This window comes from Scandinavium sp., from assembly GCF_036271055.1.
In the GTDB taxonomy this organism is placed as follows: Bacteria; Pseudomonadota; Gammaproteobacteria; order Enterobacterales; family Enterobacteriaceae; genus Scandinavium.
Map to the genome: position 1 here is coordinate 156120 of NZ_DATBBJ010000063.1, position 24312 is coordinate 180431.

The following is a 24312-nucleotide window of genomic DNA, read 5'->3' on the forward strand; positions in this document are numbered from 1 at the left end:
GTCTCCAGAGAACCACTGAACGTGCACGCGGGCGAGTCTGCGCTCAGCTTCGCGTCACACGATATGTAAAAGTGGTCCTGCCAATAATGTGGTGTGAGGGTAATGCCAAAGAATGGTTAACCATATGTTGCCGTCAGGCAATGCATATGTTGCGTGAAAATGGGGTTCTGTGAGGAGCCGGGCAGATTAACGGGGGATTGGTAGGGCCAATTTAGGCTGACCTTCTCCGTTATGAGAGAAGGTCAGCGTTGTATCAGGCTGATATCAGTTCGGTTGGTTCAGGTGCCACGAGCAGTAAATCATTGCGCAGCAATTTTCCTTCTGCAAGGCATTGACCAATGACATCCGTAATGGCGCGTTTGAGTGCGCTACTGGTTGCTTTAAAGCCCAGCATTCTTGAAACTGAGGTAACTATCTCATCCTCTGTCGCCCCTAGATTGTGGGCGACAATGGCCAGCACCCCTTCTGCAATTTCCCGGGGATGTATCATTTCCGGTTTTCGCAGCCCAGTTGATGAAACATTTTGACGATTGCGAATTTGGATTTCAGTTTCCTTATGGAGTAAGAAATCACCGTCAAAGGTTATCAATCCTTTTTTGCAGGCGATGGCCGCGGCATTTCTGACCGTGGAGTCAATTCTCGCACCAGCACGCTGGAGTCCCCATGCCGTACGTAACCGCACTATGACCTCATTGATATGTACTGGTGATTCCTGAAGAACAATTTTTTCAATCAAATCTGACAATATACCAACAGGGGTTTCATGAAGCTCATATTCGGAGCTCGCGACTGGCGCCGACTCATTGTATTCAGCGGAAATATTTTCTTTTGGTTTTGCACTATCCAGGCCAAGTTCTACAACATCTTCACGTTCTACAGTGACAATTTCCACCGGTACCGCACGCTGAGAGGCATATCCTTGCTCTATACGATGTGCGAGAGCTTTTTTAGCACTATCAATGGCATTTAACACTCTCTGCAGTTGTTCATCGGGGCGCTGGAACCAATCGGTACTCCAGATGCGATGAATGATCCAACCGTGATCTTCGAGAACACTTTGACGAAGTCGATCGCGTTCGCGGGCAGATCGAGAGGAGTGATAAGCGCTACCGTCGCACTCTATTCCTAACAGATACCGGCCTGGCATCTCAGGATCGGCAATAGCAAGATCAATGAAGAATCCCGCGATGCCGACTTGAGCATGGACCTGATATCCTTTTTGTTGCAATGCCGAGGCGACTTGTTCTTCAAAAATACTGTCCATTGGTTTACCAGACTGGTGCGACAAGGAGAGTCTGCCAGTACGAGCATATTGCAGGAATAATTTGAAGGCGAAAACCCCAACACCTTTAGCCCTCTCAAGATCGATATCTTCATCTGTGATTGAGGCAAAAACCTCGCACCGCCGTTTGGCTCGGCTGATTAAAACGTTGAGGCGTCTCTCACCTCCTTGCGACCCTAACGGACCGAACCGCATCGCGAGATATCCTTGCTTATTTCTTGCATAACCCACGGAGATCATGATGACATCACGTTCATCTCCCTGAATATTTTCGAGATTTTTGATGAAGAAGGGTTCGTTAGGATGGTTCATGAAGAACTCTTCACACTGCGGATTAAGTCTCCTGAGAAGTTCAAGCTCATCCTGAATGGCTTTCCGTTGCGAGACGGAAAAGGTTGCAACACCCAGCGACTGATCTGGATTTTTTTGCGCGTGAACCAGGATGGAGGAGGCTATTCGTTTTGCTTCAATCAGATTGGCATTACTGCCACCTGAATCGAAGATACCCTCAGGAATATGATGAAACAGGAGTCCCATGCCAGCTTCCTGCGTATAAGGACTCGGTACGATAAACAGTTTATTCTCGTAGAATTGATTATTTGAAACGGCAATCAGTGACTGATGGCGGCTACGATAGTGCCAGCGTAGCATTCGCTGTGGTAATCCTCTTGCCACAAACAAACCGAGAATACTCTCAATATCGGCAACTTGGGACGAATCGTCGTCGTCGTTACTGACCTCTGTCATACGTGAGAAGAAGCTTGTGGGGGGGAGCTGACGCTCATCACCCACGACAACCACTTGCTGGCAACGTGCAATTGCGCCAATTGCGTCTACAGGTTGAATTTGACTGGCTTCATCCATTACCAATAGATCGAACTTTTGTTTTCCTGGGGTAAGAAACTGTGCAACAGACAATGGGCTCATCATGATGACCGGTTTTAATGCCTGAATGGCAGGGCCGGCTTTCAACATTAGCTGTCTTATCGGCAAATGGCCTCGTTTGCGCGCCATTTCAGCTCTCAGGACACCAACTGGGCCTGCAGCTCCTGTTTTTGACGGAATACGCCTGTGATGGGCTCTGACAACTTCAATGCTGGATGCTTTGATACGCCTGAGATCGAGGTCAGCAAAATAGCTGACTTTACGCGAGTGGAGCTCACCGTCAAAACGTGCAAGAGAAGGCTCTTCTGACACCATTAGGCGAAGCAGAGATTCATAGTAAGCGTATTCTACTGAAGATTGGCATTGATGTAATGGTAGACGACCATCTGCAAGTTGATCAATAACGTCTGTCAGCCCTTCCTTACATCCTTTAACAACACGGTGTTGCCACATAACCCATTTAGAGAGCTGTTCTGAGGAGAGGATCCAGGTTGATAATTTCTCCCTCAAATGCGTTATGGAGAGCGAGTTTTGTGCCCCAACGCTGAATAAGCATTCCATTGTTGAAGCCAGGTCTTTGGCCAGCGCTCTGATATCCTCCTGGAAGTTACTGCTGCGTTCGTATAATGCGGTGGCTTGCTGGAGCAATGCCTCCCGATCGTCTATGGTTGCCGCGATAAAGCGTAACTCCGGATTCTCTTTGATCCATTCATAGCGGATTTCAAGTGCCTTCCAGTCTGACTGAGGACCCTGCCAGAGCTCGGCAAACGCGGTTATCGCCAAATCCTGATGTGACGCGACGGAAGCTTTCAGGTATTGAAGGCTGATGATTTCTTCAACCATTAAGAGCCGTTCATCAAGATGCTCAGCGGGATCTCGAAGGACCTGATGGGATATTGCGTCAATACGGACGAGTTTTTGACCCATCGTGCTGATAAATGCCAATGGAACCCTGCTGAAAGAAAAATGATTATCGAACCATTGCTCAGGCGAAATACCGTGTGCTTTCCACAGGATCTTTAATGCGGATTGAACCTGTTCTGCGGTTTCTTTTAGCTGATTTGTCAGGTGCCTCAGCATGTCTCGATCTGACAAGCGGCTGGCGAGTAAGCGGGCTTCCGGCCCGACATCCTTCAATGTCGCCATCCACTCAACTACAGCCTTAAGCATGTCACAATCGCTGTTTTCTCCACGCCAGTGATGGCTAAATGCATTCGCGCCAAAGTCGTTTGTTTCGGTAATTTTTTTGCTTAAGGCCTGGGCTTTAATCAGGTGCCCGAGTATTTCAAGTTGTTGTGTCAGAGGTAGAGAAGGATCGCGAAGAAGACTGCGTACGACGGTACGAGAGTGCCGCCACTCAGCGTTCATAAAGCGTAGCAAGCCTGTATGAACGGCCAGGTTATGTCGAACCTGACTGACATCTGTACCCCAGGCGGTTTCAACTACCTGAGACCCCAGTTTAATTTTGATTTCTTTCAGCTGGATAATGTCATGAACAAGCCCGGACGCTTGTTCAACGCCATACTCCCAGACAGAGGCGATGAAAGCTTCAGGGCTTGCATCTGGCGCGTCAGCCACTCGCGAACTCAGTTCCAGCAGACGCGAGATGTCTTTCAGAGAATGGTAAATGGGCTGCGTCCCGAGCTCCTGTGTCAACCGCTCAACCTCAGCCTGAATTTTGGGGATCAATACAATCAGCTGATTTGCGCTTGAAAAGGCTGAGGGCTGCAGATTATCCGGAACCGTTTTCAAATCATCGCGAAGGTCCAGCAGTGGGGTATCTGCCTGACCCGGATGAATTTTACCGTTAATGTCATCAAAGCATTCAGCGTAGTTTTTGCCTAAATCAATCATTGCCCTAATATCTGGCAATGAGGTCGACCACACAGGGGAAGCAAGGGCTAAGGGCGACAGGGCCGGCGCATCGTGAATCTTTTTCGCGAGTGAGAGGAGTCTTTCTACATCCGATAAACTATCAGGCTCAGGTGTCGCGGCGACTATTTTGGCTGTCGATTTGAGATCTTCACTCAAAATAAGAAGATGATTATTCAGTGTCTCCAGACGGGGGATAAGCCTATCAACCTCACCGGGTAATATTTCCTCCAGACCCACGCCGTACCACGGATGTTCGCTCGGAAGGCCCATTTCCTCCAATCTTTCAACGAGTTCTTTGACCAACGCTATGCGCTTGGTCAGGTCGCTGTTATTCCAGTTCTCAAATTGCTCCAGTTTAAGGTCAATGGGGGTCTGGTTTTGTTGTCGCAGACGAACCAATTGCCCCATAACCTGGAAGGGAGTCAGGCCTGAGGGGGAATACACTTTATGTAATCTGGCAGGGTGCGCGTTAAGCGAATCTCGAGCCTCGGTTAAATTTTCAATCAGCTCATCCGGGTACTCGCCACGGGGGGAACCCAACTCCCAGACGCGTTTTAGTTCTTCCAGAAGCAGACGTTTGTTCGCTTTATTGCTGTGCAATTCAAGACAGGCATCGCCAACGCCGGATTGGTCTAACCGACGTTTAACCACGTCCAGGGCAGCCATTTTCTCAGCGACAAATAGGACTGTTTTTCCGTCAGCTATGGCCGTTGCAATAATATTGGCAATAGTCTGAGATTTGCCGGTACCAGGTGGGCCCTGAATAACCAAGTTTTTACCCCGGCGTACATCATGGATAGCAAGTGTCTGTGAACTATCGCTGTCCATAATGTGAAGCATCTCTTTCGGAGAGATTAAAGGATCAATCGGACAATCCTCAGCAAGTAAATCCTCTCTTTCTTCAAATCCATCCTCCATAAGTGCACTAATGATTTTTTTGTCGATGAGAGACTCATCCTTAGGCCAATTCTCAGGATCTAAATCTCTGTACATCAGAAACTTAGCATATGAAAACAGGCCTAATGTTATATCGTTAGTTTTCACTTCCCAATCTGCTTTTAACGAAACCGCATGAGCCACGGCATCAATATATTCGCTGACGTTAATTTCATCATTTTCATCGAGGTGCATTTCCGGGAGAGCAATATGGTGAATGCGTTCAAGGAATGCTTCGAGAGAGAGGTTAGGTATAATGTCATCGCCACGTGTTTTTAACTTGAACCGCTCTCCGGCATTGCCTCGCTCAAGCATTACGGGGATAAGAATAAGTGGCGCATAACGAATATTATCTTTGTTAATAGGATCAACCCATTTCAGCATTCCAAGTGCCAGATACAGGAGATTAACGCCTTGTTCTTCCTCGAGTGTTTTTGAGTCGTGATAGAGATCGAGCAGGCGTTGTTGCAACCCCTTCGGAGTTAGTCGGGTTTGCAATCTGGTATCAAGATGCTGAGATTTTATGTCCTGACTGTCTTCATCGAAATGATAGCCTGTATCATCTTCTTCCTGCTCCTGGTTTTCTGAGTTGTCTGAATCTACTTTGCCAGTTTTTCCATGCAGAAAGGTAAAAGCTTTTTTTTCACTGACTAACAATCGGTAAATCTGTTCCGAGCGTTCATCGATAACATCCAGATATCGAGAACTTTTGGAGCGAGGGATATTAAGCAATCGGTTCCTGGCGCTGAGATCGAGGAGTTCGGAGCGGGCTCTTTCAAGTTTTTGCGCTAAAGAGAGACTACTATCCTGAAATACAGTGGTTTCATCTGATGTCATACGAGCTATAGCCTGATCAATAATAAATTAATGAACTTTATGAGATATATACTCATAAATATGCCGTGTGAATTGATTTTATATACAGGGAAGAGCGGTAACTTTACGCTTTATCATAGGCGTTGTGAATAAAATTTCACAATAAATATTATCGATGGGGATAAATAGTTTTTAAGAATATAATAGCCCAATATATTTGAATGAATTATATATTAGGCTATTAATACAGTTTCGCTAAAATCTTAGCGATTACCTATTGCAAATTTGTAGTCATTAAAACTCGGTCTTTGCGAAACCGGTCATCTCTTTCAGATCCATTTCACGACCCAGCGCAGTCATCGGATGGACCACCACCAGGCCGCGCGCGCTTTTCTTCAGCTTGCCCATGTCGGCCTGTTCTTTCTTGGTGATAGCACGACGGAACGGCAGTGCCATCAGTTGCTGCGCTTCTTTGCTCAGCTTCTCGGTGTGCACTTCGCGCAGGCGTGCGATTTCCGCTTCCAGCGTGGCTTTTTCTTTTTCCAGCTCCGCGAATTTCTCTACTTCATCGACCAGAGAAAGGGTCGGCTGCTGGTGGCGAATGGCGTCCAGACGGTCGCTCAGGCGTTTGATTTCGTTCTTCACTACTTCTTTCATGGTCTATGGCTTTTGCGGGTAAAAGAATATCGATACTCAATAGTATGCGCGTTGAGCGCTTTTCCTGATAGTTAATTATCGAAAATTGACGTCATTCGCTGGCCTGTAATGCGTAATGATTACGTCTAATGCAATGAAAAATAAAGTTATTTTATAAAGTGTCTGCGCGATCGCATTTTTGACCTTTAAGCAGACAAAAAGGCACATTTTCCCCAACGTAAGCGCAACGGTTTGACCAGGCTTGAAAGAGATAACCGGAAAGGAGGTGAGGTGATGGCTAAATTAGGTGAGAACGTACCGCAGGTCATCGATAAAGCAGTGGATTTCATGGCTTCCAGCCAGGCGTTCATGGAGTATCTGAAAAAATCCCCGCGTATGAGTCGTGTCCCTGAACAGATCCCAGAGGCAAAAGCGACGTTGTTTTTGGAAAGATTAGAATATTATCGGAATTTGTATAAACCGGTATGTGAACAGGAAAGCGAAAGCCAGAACTGAACGGCTTATTTCTGAAAGGCTTTTTTCAAGCTGACGCGTGAAATCAGCTCGGTAAGGGAAAGGACCATGGTGGAACGCACCACCTGCTGGTAGCGCTGTTTTTGCATAGCAAACAGCTCTGCGTCGCTGGTGTCGAAGGCAGGCTGCGGCGGTAATGCGACAACGCAATGCAGTTCGCCGAACGGGCCAAGGATTTCGTCGTCGGTGAACGCGTATTCGCTGCCGTCATGATTGAGCTCTTCACGTAGCGCCATCAGCAGTTCGGCATCTTCGTATTCGGCACGGCTAATCACGCCGAGGCCGTAGATGAGCTTGAGGCGCACCGACAGATCGCCCAGCGGCCCTTCGCCGTCGAGCAACGGTTCAACTGCGTATTTCACCGCGTAGTCGTCTTTGCGGAACACCTGAAGCACCAGCATGTTCACCGCCTCGGTTAACAAATCGACGGCGGTGATCAGGAAGCTTCGTACGGTTTTGCCAGCATTCAGACGCTCAAGCACACGGTTTTCAAAGGCTTGCGTTTTTTCCATTATTGCCTGCATATCTGACAATCTTTTGTTTGGGTGCTGCTGTAACAGCAGCACCGGGTCCTGCATCATGCGCCTGTGTTATACGCCGCAACCGCTTGTGCGACCACATCGCTATTGGCGTCCAGTCCGGAGACCTGTGCGAGAGCAGCCTGTGGGCCTTTCTCGTCGATCAGCGCCACCAGTTCTTGTGCCTGTGGGTCTTGCTCGCTGCGATAGTGCATCGCGGCAGCAATGCCTTTCACCAGATTGGCATGCGGCAGACCGTATTCCAGCGTGCCGAGCAGTGGCTTAATCAAGCGATCGCCTGCGCTCAGTTTACGCAGCGGCTGGCGGCCCACGCGCTCAACGTCATCTTTCAGATACGGGTTCTCAAAGCGACCGAGGATTTTCTGGATATAGGCGGCATGTTTATCGGCATCAAAACCATAACGTTTAATCAGCACCGCGCCGCTTTCGTCCATCGCGCCTTTCACCACCGCACGGATTTTCTCATCAAGAATGGCATCGCGAATGGTTTGATGACCCGCGAGCTTGCCGAGGTAGGCGGTTATAGCATGCCCGGTGTTCAGGGTGAAGAGCTTGCGCTCGACAAACGCCATCAGGTTGTCGGTTAATTCCATTCCCGGAATGTTTGGCAGCGCGCCTTTGAATTGGGTCTTATCCACAATCCATTCGCTGAAGGTTTCAACGGTGACTTCCAGCGGGTCGTTAGTGGCAGATTCAGATGGTGGAACGATGCGGTCCACGGCGGAATCAACGAAGCCCACATGTTCGGCAACCCAGGCTTTGTCTTCATCAGCCAGCGCTGCGTCAACGTGGCCTTTTAACTGGGTAGTGCCGCGCACCATGTTTTCACAGGCGATAATGTTCAGCGGAGTGTTGTTGCCAGCGGCTTTGCGCTTCGCCAGACCTTTCGCAATTGCCGGGGCGATACGCTCCAGCACCACAGGGCCGACGGCGGTCGTCACTAAATCCACCTGAGCAATTAAATCGACGACATCATCGCCAATGCTGCTGACCGCGTTCACGCCTGAAACGGTTTCGACCTGCTCGTTTTCACCGACCACATGCACCTGATAACTATGACGGGCATTCAGGGCATCGAGCACCACCTGATTCACATCGGCGAACGTCAGGGTGATACCCGCATCGGCCAGCAGTTTGCCGATAAAGCCACGTCCAATATTACCTGCGCCAAAATGTAATGCTTTCATAGTATTAACCTTCATCAATGTTTTTACCCGAGAGGGCTCGGGTGAGGGCGTGTGGAGTTTCTCCCTCACCGAAACCCTCTCCCTGAAAGGAGAGGGATGATTACTTAAGCGACTCGGTTACCCGAAATCAGGGCCAACACTTCACCTACACTGTTGGTGGTTGCCAGACGCTCGATAACGGATTCATCGTCCAGGGCGTTGGTCAGGCTGGTAATGACGTGGATGTGTTCGTTATTACGCGCCGCGATGCCAATCACCAGGCGGGCAATGTCGTCTGGCTCATCGCCGAAACGCACGCCATCAGGATACTGACAGAATACCACGCCGGTTTTCAGCACTCGGTCCTTCGCTTCGATGGTGCCGTGTGGAACCGCGATGGACTCACCGAGATAGGTTGAAGTCAGTTGCTCACGCTCAAGCATCGCTGCCACATACTCTGGCTCAACGTAGCCGCCTTTCACCAGTTGCTCACCGGCAAAACGGATGGCTTCTTCTTTGCTGAATGCTTTACAGCCGAGGAAAATGTTTTCCGCGCCAAGTTTGAACAGGTGGCTGTCGTCTGGCTCGAAGCTGGCTTGCAGCGTTTCGCGCACTTTCACTTCGTTATCTTCATGACGCTGCGCCGCAACCAGACGTTCGGTCAGACTGGTGTACAGACCGCTGTCGAGGAAGTTGGTCAGCGAAATATGTTGAGCCTGTGGCACCTGGCGCATCGCACGCTCGGTCAGGTCGCGGTGAGTGATCACCAGGTCGACATCCGGCGGCAGGTTGTTGATAGCGCTGTTGGTGACAGAAATATTGCTCAGACCCGCATCAGCGACTTTCTTACGCAGTACGCCTGCACCCATCGCGCTGGAACCCATACCGGCATCACAGGCAACGATGATTTTACGCACGTGGCTCAGGTCGTTGGTCACGTCGCCTGCGGTCAGCGGGTTCGCTGCACCTTTAGACTCGGCTTTCATGTCCTGCATACGACGGGTTGCCGCATCGATATCGTCTTCTTCTTTCACTTTGCTGGTTTTCAGCAGAATCGCTGACACCACGAAGGAGACAGCCATTGCCGCACAAATCGCCGCAATGTTAGCGAAGTAAGCACCTTTCGGGGTCATCGCCAGCACTGCCAGGATAGAACCTGGGGAAGCCGGAGACACCAGGCCACCGTTCAGTACGCTCAGGGTGAACACACCGGTCATACCGCCGAGGATAACGGCGAGGATCAGACGTGGGTTCATCAGCACGTAAGGGAAGTAAATTTCGTGGATACCGCCCAGGAAGTGAATGATTGCCGCACCGCCCGCAGACTGTTTAGCACTGCCACGACCGAAGAACATGTATGCCAGCAGGACACCCATACCCGGACCCGGGTTCGCTTCAATCAGGAAGAAGATGGATTTGCCCAGCTCATGGGACTGCTGAATACCCAGCGGCGAGAAGATACCGTGGTTGATGGCGTTGTTGAGGAACAGGATTTTCGCCGGTTCAACAAAGATAGACGCCAGCGGCAGCATGTCGTGCACAACCATGAAGTTAACGCCCGCAGCCAGCACTTTCGACAGCACTTCAACCGCAGGGCCAATGCCGAGGAACGCCAGCACCGCGAGGATCATCCCGATGATGCCCGCAGAGAAGTTGTTCACCAGCATTTCGAAGCCGGACTTAATCTTCCCGTCTACCCAAATGTCGAAGCGTTTAATCGCCCAGCCGCCCAGAGGACCGGCAATCATCGCGCCAAGGAACATTGGCATATCAGCGCCGACGATAACGCCCATGGTGGTAATCGCACCGACCACACCGCCGCGGTCACCGCCAACCAGACGACCACCGGTATAACCGATGAGCAGCGGCAGCAGATAAGTAATCATTGGGCCAACAAGTTTCGCCAGCGTCTCGTTTGGCAACCATCCTGTTGGAATAAATAATGCGGTGATGATACCCCACGCGATAAACGCGCCGATGTTAGGCATCACCATATTGCTGAGGAATCGACCAAAGCTTTGCACTTTGATCTTGATATCGGATGACATAAAAAACACCCCTTCTTTTGTTTGCTGTCGCGCAGGCTAAACGCCCGAGGTTTATTGTTAATTGGCGGCAGAGGTATAGCCGGACCCTGTTGTTAATGCGAAATCTGGCACTGAATCGTTCAACTGTCCAGTTAGCGCCCTTTGATGTGATCCTTGTCACGCTAATGGTGGGTGATGAGGCGTAGTTGAGGTGATCTTCATCACATAATGGCTGTGTAAAAAAAGAACGAAGGCTGAAAAATCGCCTCTATAGAGTGCTTAATGTGACATTTATCACATTTTATCATTGGCTGTTTGTTGTTGTTGTGTGACGTGAGTCACAAAGTATTTTCGTTCGCTCGAAGGCAATTGTGATCTCTCGCTAATTCCTGGTTTCTGCTGTCACGGAGTAACACTTCAGATGGACGGCGAGTTTACGGATTCTGTGTTATAGCAATATGACCGACTAACAATAAGTTTAGCGTTATCACTCAGGCATTCCGTCATGGGGTGCGTGCCGATGGGCGTGTCATAATTTCGAGGCGGCTATGTTTCTTAATTATTTTGCGTTGGGTGTGCTGCTTTTCGTTTTCCTGGTGATTTTTTACGGGATCATTATTTTGCATGACATTCCCTACTTAATCGCCAAATCGCGTAATCATCCTCACGCCGACGCCATTCATGTCGCGGGTTGGGTGAGCCTTTTTACGCTTCATGTTATCTGGCCATTTCTGTGGATTTGGGCCACGTTGTACCGCCCAGAGCGGGGTTGGGGTATGCAAAACGAGCATGACGCGTTCATCCTGTTGCAACAGCGCGTCACCGAACTTGAACAGAAAGTCGCTGAAACTGAACGCTCGTCTGCGGAGTAAACATCATGGATTTACTCATTATTTTGACCTACGTCGCGCTGGCCTGGGCGATATTTAAAATATTCAAAATCCCGGTAAATAAATGGACGATACCGACGGCGGCATTAGGCGGTGTGTTTATTGTTAGCGGGCTTATCTTATTAATGAATTATAACCACCCGTATACCGCGCAAGCGCAAAAAGCGGTGATCTCTATTGCCATTACGCCGCAGGTGACGGGCATCGTCAGTGAAGTGACCAATAAACAAAATGCGCTGATTAAAAAAGGTGAAGTGCTTTTTAAAATTGACCCGACGCGTTATCAGGCCCGCGTTGATCGTCTGGCGGCTGATTTAGTCACAGCTATTCACAATACCGAGGCGATGAAAGGGCAATTAAGCGAAGCGCTGGCGAATACCCAGCGTGCCAGTGCCGAGCGCGACAAGTTGTATAAAGATTATCAGCGTTATCTGCAAGGCAGTAAGGCGAAAGTGAACCCATTCGCGGCAAGTGATATCGACAACGCGCGGCAAAATTATCTGGCTCAGGATGCGGTGGTGAAATCATCTGTCGCGCAACAAACCCAGGTCCAGAGCCAGCTCGACAGCATGGTGAACGGTGAGCAATCGCAGGTAGCCAGTTTACGCGCGCAGCTCACGGAGGCCCGCTACAATCTCGATCAAACCGTCGTGCGTGCGCCCAGCGATGGCTATGCCACGCAGGTTCTCATACGCCCTGGCACCTACGCCGCCGCGATACCACTGCGTCCAGTAATGGTGTTTATTCCCGAACAAAAACGGCAAATAGTCGCGCAGTTCCGTCAGAATTCTTTACTACGCCTGGAACCCGGCGACGTTGCGGAAGTGGTGTTTAATGCACTGCCCGGTCAGGTTTTTGTCGGCAAGCTGACGACCATTATTCCGATTGTGCCCGGCGGTTCTTATCAGGCGCAAGGCACGCTCCAGTCTCTGACCGTCGTGCCAGGTACTGATGCCGTTCAGGCGCTGATTGAACTTGATCCCAACGCGCAGGTGGAAGCCTTGCCAGACGGCATTTTCGCGCAGGTCGCGGTCTATTCAGATCATTTCAGCCACGTGGCGGTCATGCGCAAAGTCCTTTTGCGGATGACCAGTTGGATGCACTACCTGTATCTCGATCATTAACCTGAATTTTTACCTCGCCTGCGCCATACTGATCTCTTTGTTCAGGATAGGGAGCAGGCGATGAAACTGATCGGCAGTTATACCAGCCCGTTTGTGCGTAAAATTTCGGTGATCTTGCTGGAAAAGGGGATAACCTTCGAGTTTATCAACGAGATGCCCTATAACGCCGAAAACGGTGTCGGCAAGTACAATCCGCTCGGCAAAGTCCCGGCGCTGGTGACCGGCGAGGGGGAATGCTGGTACGACTCACCGATTATTGCGCAGTACATCGAACTGCTGGATATCGCGCCTGCAATGGTGCCGCGCGAGCCGAAAGCTGCGTTGCACACGCGTCAGCTCGAAGCGCTGGCTGACGGCATAATGGATGCCGGGCTGGTTATCGTGCGTGAACTGGCCCGTCCGGTGGCACAACAATCGCCGGAAGAACTGCTGCGCCAGCGTGAGAAAGTCACCCGTGGGCTGGATGCGCTGGACGGCTTTGTCGCCGATGGCACGCTGAAAGCCGAAGAACTCAATCTGGCCACTATCGCCGTTGCCTGCGCGGTGGGCTATCTCAATTTCCGTCGTCTCTCTCCGGGCTGGTGCGCCGAGCGTCCACATTTGGTGAAGCTTGTGGAAACGCTGTTCCAGCGCGACAGTTTTGCCCGCACAGAACCGCCAAAAGCGTAACGCTAATCAATGTCGCGCTACCCGCATTCGCAGTACAATTCGCGCACGTTTATTCCCCTCTCCCGTGTGGAGGGGGCATACCACAGGCTTACTCATGACCACCGAAAACCCTTCGCTGTTCAGTCAAATTCCCGCCACCGATCGCCTGTTGCGCGATCCGGCATTTTCATCGCTTATCGCAAACGCCGGGCATAGCCAGGTGGCAAATGTGTTACGTCAGTTGCAGGACGAAGCCCGCACGGTGATTCGTGATAACGGCACGCTGCCCGTCTGGTGTCACGACTGGCATCAGGCCGCTGCCGAGCGTTTATCCACAGATGCCCAAAGCCCGCTACGCCCGGTGTTTAACCTCACTGGCACCGTGTTGCACACCAATCTTGGCCGTGCGTTGCAGGCAGAAGTCGCCGTTGAAGCGGTTATGCAAGTAATGCGTTCCCCGGTGACGCTGGAATATTCACTCGACGGCGCAGGGCGTGGACATCGCGATAGTGCGCTGGCAGATTTACTCTGCCGACTGACGGGCGCGGAAGATGCCTGTATCGTCAACAACAACGCGGCTGCGGTGCTGCTGATGTTAGCGGCGACGGCGAACGGCAAAGAGGTGGTGGTTTCACGCGGTGAGCTGGTGGAAATTGGCGGCGCGTTCCGTATTCCCGATGTCATGCGTCAGGCAGGCTGCGTATTGCGCGAAGTGGGCACTACCAATCGCACACACGCGCGTGATTATCGCGAGGCCATCAACGACAGCACCGGTCTGCTGATGAAAGTGCATACCAGTAACTACAGCGTGGAAGGGTTCACCAAAGCGGTGGACGAAGCTGAACTGGCGGCGATAGGTCAGGAATTCGACATTCCCGTAGTGGCGGATTTAGGCAGCGGCTCGCTGGTGGATTTGAGCCAGTTCGGTTTGCCGAAAGAGCCCATGCCGCAGGCGCTGATTGCCAGCGGTGTGAGCCTGGTGAGTTTCTCCGGCGATAAATTACTCGGTGGCCCGCAGGCCGGAATTATCGTCGGCAAGCGTGAGTTGATTGCAAAATTGCAATCGCATCCGCTTAAGCGCGCATTACGTGCAGACAAAATGACATTAGCCGCGCTGGAAGCCACGTTACGCCTCTATTTGCATCCGGAGAAATTAACCCAGGCGTTGCCGACATTGCGTTTGCTAACGCGCTCGCAGGAAGAGATCCGCAAGCAAGCCGAGGGCTTGCTGACCCCACTCCAGGCGCATTATCCTGAATTCACCGTTCAGCTTGAGCCGTGCTTATCGCAGATTGGCAGTGGCTCATTGCCTGTTGACCGTCTGCCTTCTTACGCGCTGACATTCACGCCGAAAGATGGACGGGGTGCGGCACTCGAAGCGCTGGCACAACGTTGGCGACACCTCGACACGCCTGTGCTTGGGCGCATTGGCGATGGCCGTTTATGGCTCGATTTACGCTGTCTTGAGGATCAACCGCGCTTTCTGGAGAGTGTGCTGAAATGATTATTGCCACCGCCGGGCACGTCGACCACGGCAAAACCACGCTGCTACAGGCTATTACCGGGGTGAATGCCTCGCACTTACCCGAAGAGAAAGCGCGTGGCATGACTATCGATCTCGGTTACGCCTACTGGCCGCAACCCGATGGGCGTGTACCAGGGTTTATCGATGTGCCGGGCCACGAAAAATTTTTGGCGAATATGCTGGCGGGTGTCGGCGGTATTGATCATGCACTGCTGGTGGTGGCCTGTGACGATGGCGTGATGGCCCAAACGCGTGAACATCTGGCGATTTTGCAGCTAACGGGCAAGTCCACGTTAACCGTGGCGTTGACCAAAACCGATCGCGTGGATGCCGTGCGTATCGCCGACGTTCGCCAGAAAATTACCGACGTTTTGCGTGAGTATGGTTTTGTGGATGTCTCGCTGTTCGACACCGCTGCCACGCAAATGCAGGGTATTGATGAATTGCGCGCCCATCTTTTACAGCTGGCTGAACGCCAGCAGGTTTCGCATCAGCGTTTTCGGCTGGCGATTGACCGGGCGTTTACCGTCAAAGGCGCGGGGCTGGTGGTGACGGGCACGGCACTCTCTGGTGAAGTGAATATCGGCGATACATTATGGCTGACGGGCGTTGATAAACCGATGCGCGTGCGTGGATTGCATGCGCAGAATCAGCCTGTAGAAAAGGCGCTCGCCGGGCAGCGTATCGCGCTCAATATCACTGGCGATGCACAGAAAGAAGAACTGAATCGCGGTGACTGGCTGTTGGCGCAACAACCCGGTGAGCCGTCTGAGCGTGTGATTGTTGAACTTCACTGCCACGCGCCGCTCAGCCAGTGGCAGCCGCTGCATATTCATCACGCCGCAAGCCACATTACCGGACGCGTATCACTGCTGGAAAATAATCTGGCAGAGCTAGTGTTCGATACGCCGCTGTGGCTGGCAGATAACGACCGTTTGGTGCTACGCGATATCTCTGCCCGAACGACTTTAGCGGGTGCGCGAGTCGTCACCCTCACTCCACCGCGTCGCGGTAAACGTAAACCGGAATATCTGGCCTGGCTGGCAAAACTCACTGTGGCGCAAAGTGATGCCCAGGCGCTGGCGATTCATTTACAGCGTGAAGCGGTTCGTTTGAGTGAATTTGGCTGGGCGCGACAGCTCAACGACACGGGTCTGACAGAACTGACTCAACAGTTCGATTTGCTGAAAGCAGGCGACAGTATTCTGAGTAACACCCTCGCGACACGCTGGCAGGAAAAACTGCTCGCTGCGCTGACGATTTATCACGATCAGCATCGTGATGAACCGGGGCCGGGCCGCGAACGTCTGCGGCGCATTGCGCTGCCGATGGAAGATGAAGCGTTGGTGCTGGCGCTGCTGGAGCAAATGCGCGGGGCGGGGGTGATTGGTAGTCATCATGGCTGGCTGCATTTGCCCGACCACAAAGCCGGATTCACCGAGGAACAGGCGGTGCTGTGGCAAAAAGTACAATCGATGTTTGGCGATGAGCCGTGGTGGGTACGTGATTTAGCGCAACAGGTTGGGGCAGACGAACAGACCATGCGGGTCACGCTGCGTCAGGCGGCGCAACAAGGGATGATCACCGCGATCGTGAAAGACCGTTATTATCGCAATGACAGAATTGTGCAGTTTGCCGGACTGATTCGTGAACTCGACACCGAGAAAGGCTCAACCTGTGCAGCCGATTTCCGCGACAGTCTGAACGTTGGGCGCAAACTGGCGATCCAAATTCTCGAATATTTCGACCGTATCGGTTTCACCCGCCGTCGAGGCAACGATCACCTTTTACGTGACGCGATGCTGTTCCCGCAGGCGGATAACGGCAAAGTGTAAAACATCCCCGGCGAAAAGCCGGGGAATCGATCAATGACCGGTGACGACAGCTGCCGCAACTGGATTGTCGGAATTAGCCACGACGGCTGTACGGGCAACAGGGTGACGACCGTTATTACCTGTCGCTGCGGCCATTGCCACAGGATTGTCGGAATTCGCTACCACGACGCCACGGGCAACAGGGTTGTTACCGTTACCGCTGGTGGCAGTGGCCATCGCAACAGGATGGTCGGATGATGCAATGGCTGCGCCACGGGCAACCGGGTGATAACCAGCAATGGCAGGAAGAGTCATGGTTGCGAGAGCTAAAGTCAGAATAATTTTTTTCAAAGTATTATCTCTATAATGTCGCCCTAATATTATTAGCACAGGGCGTTGTTGGAATGAATTAAGTATATTTGGCAGCACGAAATGACACTTTTTCATATTCGCATGGAGAGCAACGCGTCATCATCCCTGTTCAGACCGGTACTCGTAATATGATTTCGTCATTTTTATAAATTCGTTAACTTCCGTATTGAGGTGCTTACCTTATTAGTAAACGAATACGGTGAATATTGACAGGCTGTTCTTGTTTTAATTTAAATATTCTTCGGGCTTACCTTTATTCTTATTTTCTTCATATTTATTGGATATCCCCTGGTCAATTTCGAGTAAATCGCCACGTACTGTAATGAATAACTGACACTTTCCACCTCGCGGAGCGGTTGGGAGTGTAGTGCCTGGCTGGTGAAGAAATCGCCAGCCCCGTCTACCCTTACAGAGTACCCCACTGCAAGGAGACAATAATGACCAACAATCCTCCCTCTACGGGCATCCAGCCCGGTGTTTATGGTTATCCCCTCAAGCTCAAAGCGCGCTATGACAACTTTATTGGCGGCAACTGGGTTGCCCCGGCGGACGGTGAGTATTACAAAAACCTGACCCCGGTGACCGGCCAACTGCTGTGCGAAGTGGCGTCATCCAGTTCAAGAGACATCGACCTGGCGCTCGATGCGGCGCACAAAATCAAAGACAAATGGGCGCAAACATCAGTCCAGGACAGAGCGGCTGTGCTGTTGAAAATTGCCGATCGCATGGAGCAGAACATCGATCTGCTGGCGGCGGCGGAAACCTGGGACAACGGTAAACCGATCCGCGAGACCACAGCCGCTGATGTGCCGTTAGCTATCGATCAATTCCGCTATTTTGCCTCCTGCATTCGTGCACAGGAAGGCGGGATAAGCGAAGTCGACAGCGACACCGTCGCCTACCATTTCCAGGAGCCGCTGGGCGTGGTTGGGCAAATCATTCCGTGGAACTTCCCTTTGCTTATGGCGAGCTGGAAAATGGCACCCGCACTGGCTGCCGGGAATTGTGTCGTGCTCAAACCCGCGCGATTAACACCGCTGTCAGTGTTGATGCTGATGGAAATCATCGGCGATTTACTGCCGCCGGGCGTGGTGAACGTGGTTAACGGTGCAGGCGGTGAAATCGGTGAATATCTGGCAACCTCAAAGCGTATTGCCAAAGTGGCATTTACCGGTTCGACAGAAGTTGGTCAGCAGATCATGCAATACGCCACACAGAACATCATTCCGGTCACGCTGGAGCTTGGCGGTAAATCGCCAAATATCTTCTTTGCCGACGTAATGGATGAGGAGGATGCTTTCTTTGAGAAAGCACTGGAAGGGCTGGCACTGTTTGCTTTCAACCAGGGCGAAGTCTGCACTTGCCCTAGCCGCGCGCTGGTGCATGAATCCATTTACGACCGCTTTATGGAGCGGGCCATTCGTCGGGTGGAGAGCATTCGCAGCGGTAATCCGCTCGACAGCGTGACGCAAATGGGTGCGCAGGTTTCCAGCGGTCAAATGGACACCATCCTCAACTACATTGATATCGGCAAAAAAGAGGGCGCTGACGTGCTGACCGGCGGGCGACGCAAAATGCTCGACGGTGACCTGAAGGACGGTTACTACCTCGAACCCACCATTCTGTTTGGTAAAAACAACATGCGGGTGTTCCAGGAGGAAATCTTTGGTCCGGTGCTGTCAGTGACAACGTTTAAAACGATGGAAGAGGCGCTGACGCTCGCCAACGATACGCAATACGGATTAGGCGCGGGGGTGTGGAGTCGCAATGGGAATCTGGCGTACAAGATGGGTCGTGGCATTCAGGCCGGACGCGTATGGACCAATTGCTATCACGCTTACCCCGCGCACGCAGCATTTGGCGGCTACAAGCAGTCGGGTATTGGCCGTGAAACCCACAAGATGATGCTCGACCATTACCAGCAAACTAAATGTCTGCTGGTGAGTTATTCCGATAAACCGTTAGGGTTGTTCTGACGAAAAATGCCCGGTAAGCGTGAGCGCCACCGGGCAAAATACCGTTAATGTGCCGCTGTGGGTGCCGCGCTCGCGCCACCCGATTTCACAAACGGCGGACGAGTGAACCAGATAATCAGGATCAGCCCCATAAAGCCCCAACCGAGGATCCAGAAATAATCGATCGTCGACATCATGTACGCCTGATGCTCAATGGTTTTGTCGATCAAAGCAAAATTCTGCTGCGACGGGCCACCCATTTTCTGCACGTAATCCACCGCCGCAGGATGATATTGCGACACGTTTTCCGCCAGATTGGCATGATGGAACACTTCACGACGCTGCCAAATCCATGTCGTCAGCGAGGACGCGAACGAGCCGCCCAGCACGCGGAAGAAGGTCGCGAGGCCAGAGCCTTCCGCCACTTCATTACCGCTCAAATTGGACAGCACAATGGTGGTCAATGGCATAAAGAAGAACGCCACGCCGATCCCCATAAACATCTGCACGCTCGCGATGGTGCGGAAATCCACATCGGTACTGAACTGCGCACGCATCAGACACGACGCGCCCATTGTCAGGAATGACACCGAACACAGTATGCGCAAATCGACTTTGGTGGCGTAGCGCCCCACAATCGGCGTGAGCAACAACGGTAAAAAGCCCATCGGCGCAGCGGCGAGCCCGGCCCAAATAGCGGTGTAGCCCATCTGCGTTTGTAGCCATTGCGGCAGAATGATGTTGATGGCGAAAAATGCCGCATAGCCGAGCATCAATGACAGCGTGCCAATCGCGAAATTGCGGTCTTTGAACAGGCGCAGATTCACGATCGGATGGCGCTCATCAAGCTCCCACATCACAAACGAAATCAGGCTGACAGCCGAGATAACCGACATCACGATAATGGATGTGGAAGCGAACCAGTCCTCATCATTACCTTTATCCAGCACAACCTGCAGCAGACCGACGCCCAGCACTAGCAGTGCGATACCGATATAGTCAATCGGCGACGACTGCGTGGTTTCTTCGCGTCCGCGTAGCTGTGACCAGACCACGATAGAGGCGAAAATCCCGATCGGTACGTTGATGTAGAAAATCCACGGCCAGGAATAGTTATCGGTTATCCAGCCGCCGGTAATGGGCCCAACGATGGGCGCGACCACGGTCACCATCGACAGCAGCGCCAGCGCCATACTTCGTTTCATTGGCGGGAAAATAACCAGCAGCAGGGTCTGACACATCGGGAACATCGGCCCGGCAAAGAACCCCTGCAATGCACGGAAAATAATGAGTTCGGTCATGCTGTGGGCGAAACCGCACAGGAATGACGTCAGGGTGAAAAACACCACCGAGGCGATGAACAGCCGTAGCTGCCCAAAGCGTCGGGTAAACCAACCGGTGAGCGGCAGGGCGATGGCGTTACACACCGCAAAGGAGGTAATAACCCATGTGCCCTGATCGGCGCTGACCCCGAGATTGCCGGAAATGGTCGGCAGGGCCACGTTAGCGATGGTGGAATCCAGCACCTGCATAAACGTGGCAAGCGACAGCGCCAGCGTCGCCAGAAACAGGCTGGGTGGCGTATAGGCGGCCTTCGGCTCTGACATTGCTTCTCTCTTAGCGCTGCGCGGCGGCTACGGCGCTGCTGTTGTCATGCAGGATTTGGGCAACCAGTTTGTCGGCGGCGGCCATCGGCGTGTCGTACACATCGGTCGTGAAACGTGGCTCGCTGACGGTTTTTTGCGGCAGCAGATGCCCGTCGAGATCGCGAATATCCACCTTCACATTCATCGACAGACCGATGCGCAGCGGGTGTTTCTGCATGTCATGCTCGTCGAGCAAAATACGCACGGGCAGACGCTGAACAATCTTGATCCAGTTACCGCTGGCGTTTTGCGCAGGCAGCAGTGAGAAGGCGCTGCCGGTGCCGATCCCCAGGCTTTCGATGGTGCCTTTATATTGCACATCATCGCCGTACAGGTCGGCATTCAGCGTCACTTTCTGTCCCAGGCGCATGTCCTGCATCTGGCTCTCTTTAAAGTTGGCATCAACCCACACTTCTTTCAGTGGCACGATAGACAGCAGCGTGGTGCCGGATGTCACACGCATCCCGAGTTGAACCGCGCGTTTCGCAACATAGCCGCTAACCGGGGCCACAATCGTGCTGCGGGAGTTATCGAGATAGCGCTGACGCAGCGTGGCGGCAGCCGTTTTAATTTCCGGGTGACTGTCGATAACGGTGTCATCAACCATGGCCTGGTTGGTTTTCAACGCCTGCTGAGCAGAGGCTAAATCGCTCTGCGCGCTGGTGACCGCATCGCGATAATGGGAGAGTTCTTCCGCCGCGATAGCGCCTGTGGCAAAGATTTTCTGTCGACGGTTGTAGTCATTTTGCGCCGTTTGCAGCGCGACTTTTTTCGCCGCCACCTGAGCACGATAGTTATCAGCGGTACTGTAAAGGCCACGAACTTGACGAACGGTACTGGCGAGATCGGCTTCTGCCTGTTGCAGGGCAATCTCGGTGTCGCTTGGGTCAAGCAGCACCAGCGTCTGCCCTTTCTGCACAAAATCACCTTCATCAACGGTGACTTGCGTAACCGTGCCAGCAATTTGTGGCGTGAGCGTGACCTGATTGCCGTTGACGTAAGCATCATCGGTCGATTCGTAATAACGGGCATACAGCAGATACCACGCCAGACAGCCAGCGGCGGCCAGAATGAGGATCAGCAGTAAAATGGCGAAATTGCGTTTGCGTCGGCTGGGACGCTTTGCAGGTTCCAGGGTGTTGTTTTCCATAATGATAATGGCCTTTCTATTTATATTTAGCGATGGGGAGCCGTGAATTCATCCGGCAGCATTTTGATGAGCAGTGCTCGCAGCTGTTGGGATTCTTCCGGTGTCAGACGGGCCGTTAAATCAGCCAGGATTGCGCTCAGCGCTTCATTTTCAAACGTTTTGCAGAGCGTTTGCCCTTTTTCTGTCAGCGCCAAAATAACCTGGCGTTTGTCCTGTGGGTTGCGATGGCGTTCAATCAGATCACCTTTCACCATTCTCTCAACCATCCGGCTCATCGCTCCGGTATCCATCAACAGGCTTTTACAGATCTCGGCCGGGCTGGTGTTGCCTTTATAGATGTTAATCAACACTTTAAATTGCGGCGCGGTAATGCCTGCCCCCGAAAAATAATGACCAATGAGATGATCTTTAAATTGGTTGGTCAGGTGAAAGAGTAAACCCAGATGCAGATTTTTGCTGAGGGGTTGTGAGTCTGTCGTCATGATAGCTGCCTGGTCAGTAATTAAAGTAATGATTACTGCCTGGTCATGAATTGTCAAACAGTGTCAGCGTAAAGCACACAGATTGACAAACTGCTGAGAGATTCGGTTTTGCGGGCAGAAGCGCAAAAGAATCTGTCGTTTGCAGTGAACGTTAACTTTTGTGCGTGGGGCTTTCTGAAATGGAGAATTGCTGGCAGACGGATGCTACAGGTCGCGATATCGTGATGCCTGTAACTGATGTTGTGTGTATGATGTGTATAATCATTTAAGGCAGGCAAAGTGACCAGTGCAGAAGTCATAGGGATTTTGAAACAGCACGGCTGGATCGAAAAACGTACGAAGGGAAGCCATCATCAGTTTCATCACCCCGAACGTTCCGGTCTGGTCACCGTTCCACATCCGCGAAAAGACATCAAACAAGGGACGTTGATGCAAATTTGGCGGCAGGCAGGTCTCAAACATTAACTATCAGGAGCGCCCATGTTCTATCCGGCCTATATCCATACCGATGCTGACGGCAGCGCCAGCGGATTTTTCCCCGACGTGCCTGGTTGCTATTTTGCGGGTGACACGCTGGATGACGCTTTTCAGGATGCAAGAAGTGCGTTAACGGCGCATTTTGAAACGCTATGCGAGATGCAGGAAGAGATCCCTCATCCGGGTATCGTTGAACATCATCTGGAAAAATGCCCAGAGGACTTTGCCGGTGGGCAGTGGCTGCTGGTCGATATCAATATGAACCAGTTTGATGGGCGCGCAGAGCGAATCAACATCACCCTACCGCGCCGCCTGTTAGTTAAAATTGATGGTTTCGTACGCGAACATCCGCGCTTCAGCAATCGTAGTGCTTTTCTGGCCGAAGCAGCACGCAGGGCGCTGCTCGGGTGAATGCTCAGAGATAGAGTGCGGCGGTTGCTTTCAACACATCTGCCCACGAATAAATATCATCGAGGGTCTCGATCGGGTGACGAGTTTCATTTTTGTCGATGTCAAACAGGCCGAGATATTTTTGCGAACGATTGAAATGCAAGCGGCAAAGTGGTCTACGGTTGTTATCGTCAATCAACACCCCCGAAGTAGCTCTTCGTGTCCCTGTGTGTGATTCGCTGCGCATCGATAACCGTTCGAGTGATGGCTCTGACAATGTGGTAGCCCTCAATTTCTTCCTGCGTAGTGATGACGTCATTTTCATCACGTAGCTGCTCAGGCTCTGCTTCTTTAGTCTCTGTTTCGACAGCGGTTCTTACGGGGTTTACACCGGTAATGGCCGATTTTAAGCGTTCGTTTACCTGGTCGTTAATGTACTGGCTCGCCGCTTTTTGGGTGAGATTTGAAAAGGATTCGCGGACTTTCTGCGTCAGCATGCCTTCGTAAACACGTGAGGCAAAGAATTTAACGAAGTCGTCCTCGGGATTATTCAACTGAGCATGGAGGATTTTTTTGATCTGGCTGACATATTTCAGTTCTCCAGCCGCATTAATTATCGATTCCAAATCGAAGGACACTTTGGTCAGTTTTACCAGCTCCGGTACGAGATTATCGTCAATATCAAGCAGATCAATCTCAAGGAAAGGTTTCTCATCCATCTTATTTGGCGCATCAAGATCGGTGAAAAACTTATAAATCTGACCATTAGTGAGAATTGAAATCCTTGCGTTAGTCACATGGAAGTAACGAAACAGCTGCGAAGCATGGTTAACGTTTAGAGGCTCTCCAATCTTTTTACATTCAATGAGGATCTGAATTTCATTGTCTTTATGGATGGCATAGTCAATTTTTTCACCTTTCTTCGTTCCAACATCGCAAATGAATTCCGGTGTCACTTCTGTCGGATCGAAAACATCGTATCCCAACACGTTGTGGATAAATGGCATAACGAACGCGTTTTTAGTGGCTTCTTCGGTGACAATAGCATCCTGTTGTTGTTTTATCTTGGCAGACAATGCGTATAACTTTTCATTAAATTCCATGGCAATAACCTTTTGAAAATGTAGCCTAAGTTGTTATTTG

20 protein-coding genes are annotated in these 24312 nt (G+C 51.6%); 9 read left to right on the plus strand and 11 right to left on the minus strand.

Translation table 11 applies throughout. From position 1 onward, the window contains the following. Positions 1–253: 253 nt before the first annotated feature. Together VH187_RS11260 and VH187_RS11265 are read right to left on the minus strand one after the other, a co-directional pair. Positions 254–5815, minus strand: coding sequence for a DUF3320 domain-containing protein (locus VH187_RS11260; RefSeq protein WP_329701537.1), 5562 nt, complete (start codon positions 5813–5815; stop codon positions 254–256). A 273-nt stretch (positions 5816–6088) separates the two neighbouring features. Then, positions 6089–6451, minus strand: coding sequence for a YibL family ribosome-associated protein (locus VH187_RS11265; RefSeq protein WP_329701538.1), 363 nt, complete (start codon positions 6449–6451; stop codon positions 6089–6091). A gap of 273 nt (positions 6452–6724) precedes the next feature. Between VH187_RS11265 and VH187_RS11270 the strand changes: the two genes are divergently transcribed. Further along, positions 6725–6946 (plus strand): hypothetical protein, encoded by a 222-nt coding sequence (locus VH187_RS11270; protein ID WP_329701539.1) that lies wholly within the window; start codon positions 6725–6727, stop codon positions 6944–6946. A 5-nt stretch (positions 6947–6951) separates the two neighbouring features. Here VH187_RS11270 and mtlR read toward each other — a convergent pair whose 3' ends face one another. The 3 genes from mtlR to VH187_RS11285 all read right to left on the minus strand — a co-directional run bounded on the left by mtlR (position 6952) and on the right by VH187_RS11285 (position 10717). Then, the gene (mtlR, locus tag VH187_RS11275) at positions 6952–7542 is read right to left on the minus strand and encodes a mannitol operon repressor MtlR (protein WP_329701596.1); all 591 of its coding nucleotides are present in this window, start codon (positions 7540–7542) and stop codon (positions 6952–6954) included. Then, positions 7542–8690: a mannitol-1-phosphate 5-dehydrogenase gene (mtlD, locus tag VH187_RS11280; RefSeq protein ID WP_473964788.1), complete on the minus strand. Its 1149-nt coding sequence runs from the start codon at positions 8688–8690 to the stop codon at positions 7542–7544. Before mtlD ends, mtlR begins: the two co-directional genes overlap by 1 nt. A 104-nt stretch (positions 8691–8794) precedes the next feature. Further along, positions 8795–10717, minus strand: coding sequence for a PTS mannitol transporter subunit IICBA (locus VH187_RS11285; RefSeq protein WP_329701541.1), 1923 nt, complete (start codon positions 10715–10717; stop codon positions 8795–8797). Positions 10718–11244: 527 nt separating this feature from the next. Here VH187_RS11285 and VH187_RS11290 point away from each other — a divergent pair. The 5 genes from VH187_RS11290 (at position 11245) to selB (ending at position 16718) form a co-directional block, all read left to right on the plus strand. Continuing rightward, the gene (locus VH187_RS11290; RefSeq protein WP_329701542.1) at positions 11245–11568 is read left to right on the plus strand and encodes a DUF3302 domain-containing protein; all 324 of its coding nucleotides are present in this window, start codon (positions 11245–11247) and stop codon (positions 11566–11568) included. A 5-nt stretch (positions 11569–11573) separates the two neighbouring features. Beyond that, positions 11574–12710, plus strand: a complete 1137-nt coding sequence (locus tag VH187_RS11295; protein WP_329701543.1) for an HlyD family secretion protein — start codon at positions 11574–11576, stop codon at positions 12708–12710. Positions 12711–12770: 60 nt separating this feature from the next. Continuing rightward, positions 12771–13379, plus strand: a complete 609-nt coding sequence (locus tag VH187_RS11300; protein WP_329701544.1) for a glutathione S-transferase — start codon at positions 12771–12773, stop codon at positions 13377–13379. A gap of 94 nt (positions 13380–13473) precedes the next feature. Then, on the plus strand, positions 13474–14862 hold the full coding sequence (selA, locus tag VH187_RS11305; protein ID WP_329701545.1) for an L-seryl-tRNA(Sec) selenium transferase: 1389 nt from the start codon (positions 13474–13476) through the stop codon (positions 14860–14862). Then, on the plus strand, positions 14859–16718 hold the full coding sequence (gene selB, locus VH187_RS11310; RefSeq protein WP_329701546.1) for a selenocysteine-specific translation elongation factor: 1860 nt from the start codon (positions 14859–14861) through the stop codon (positions 16716–16718). The genes selA and selB overlap by 4 nt, the downstream gene beginning before the upstream one ends. A gap of 30 nt (positions 16719–16748) precedes the next feature. Here the strand turns inward: selB and VH187_RS11315 are convergent, their stop codons facing one another. Then, complete coding sequence (locus VH187_RS11315; protein WP_329701547.1) at positions 16749–17048, minus strand: hypothetical protein; 300 nt, start codon at positions 17046–17048, stop codon at positions 16749–16751. A 458-nt stretch (positions 17049–17506) separates the two neighbouring features. Here VH187_RS11315 and exaC point away from each other — a divergent pair, with 458 nt between their 5' ends. Further along, complete coding sequence (gene exaC, locus VH187_RS11320; RefSeq protein ID WP_329701548.1) at positions 17507–19045, plus strand: acetaldehyde dehydrogenase ExaC; 1539 nt, start codon at positions 17507–17509, stop codon at positions 19043–19045. 44 nt (positions 19046–19089) lie between these two features. Here the strand turns inward: exaC and VH187_RS11325 are convergent, their stop codons facing one another. The 3 genes from VH187_RS11325 to VH187_RS11335 are packed head-to-tail and all read right to left on the minus strand — an operon-like array spanning position 19090 to position 22302. Beyond that, the gene (locus tag VH187_RS11325; protein ID WP_329701549.1) at positions 19090–20631 is read right to left on the minus strand and encodes a DHA2 family efflux MFS transporter permease subunit; all 1542 of its coding nucleotides are present in this window, start codon (positions 20629–20631) and stop codon (positions 19090–19092) included. Between the two features lie 10 nt (positions 20632–20641). Continuing rightward, positions 20642–21820, minus strand: a complete 1179-nt coding sequence (locus VH187_RS11330; RefSeq protein ID WP_329701550.1) for an HlyD family efflux transporter periplasmic adaptor subunit — start codon at positions 21818–21820, stop codon at positions 20642–20644. A 26-nt stretch (positions 21821–21846) separates the two neighbouring features. Continuing rightward, positions 21847–22302, minus strand: a complete 456-nt coding sequence (locus tag VH187_RS11335; RefSeq protein WP_329701551.1) for a MarR family winged helix-turn-helix transcriptional regulator — start codon at positions 22300–22302, stop codon at positions 21847–21849. A 279-nt stretch (positions 22303–22581) separates the two neighbouring features. On the opposite strand from VH187_RS11335, the gene VH187_RS11340 reads away from it, so the two are divergent. Then, positions 22582–22767 (plus strand): type II toxin-antitoxin system HicA family toxin, encoded by a 186-nt coding sequence (locus VH187_RS11340; RefSeq protein WP_329701552.1) that lies wholly within the window; start codon positions 22582–22584, stop codon positions 22765–22767. 15 nt (positions 22768–22782) lie between these two features. Then, on the plus strand, positions 22783–23190 hold the full coding sequence (locus tag VH187_RS11345; protein WP_329701553.1) for a type II toxin-antitoxin system HicB family antitoxin: 408 nt from the start codon (positions 22783–22785) through the stop codon (positions 23188–23190). Positions 23191–23194: 4 nt separating this feature from the next. Here the strand turns inward: VH187_RS11345 and VH187_RS23475 are convergent, their stop codons facing one another. Further along, positions 23195–23371: a hypothetical protein gene (locus VH187_RS23475; protein ID WP_414713929.1), complete on the minus strand. Its 177-nt coding sequence runs from the start codon at positions 23369–23371 to the stop codon at positions 23195–23197. Next, on the minus strand, positions 23361–24278 hold the full coding sequence (locus VH187_RS11350) for a type I restriction enzyme HsdR N-terminal domain-containing protein (RefSeq protein WP_414713933.1): 918 nt from the start codon (positions 24276–24278) through the stop codon (positions 23361–23363). The genes VH187_RS23475 and VH187_RS11350 overlap by 11 nt, the downstream gene beginning before the upstream one ends. Positions 24279–24312: the final 34 nt, after the last annotated feature.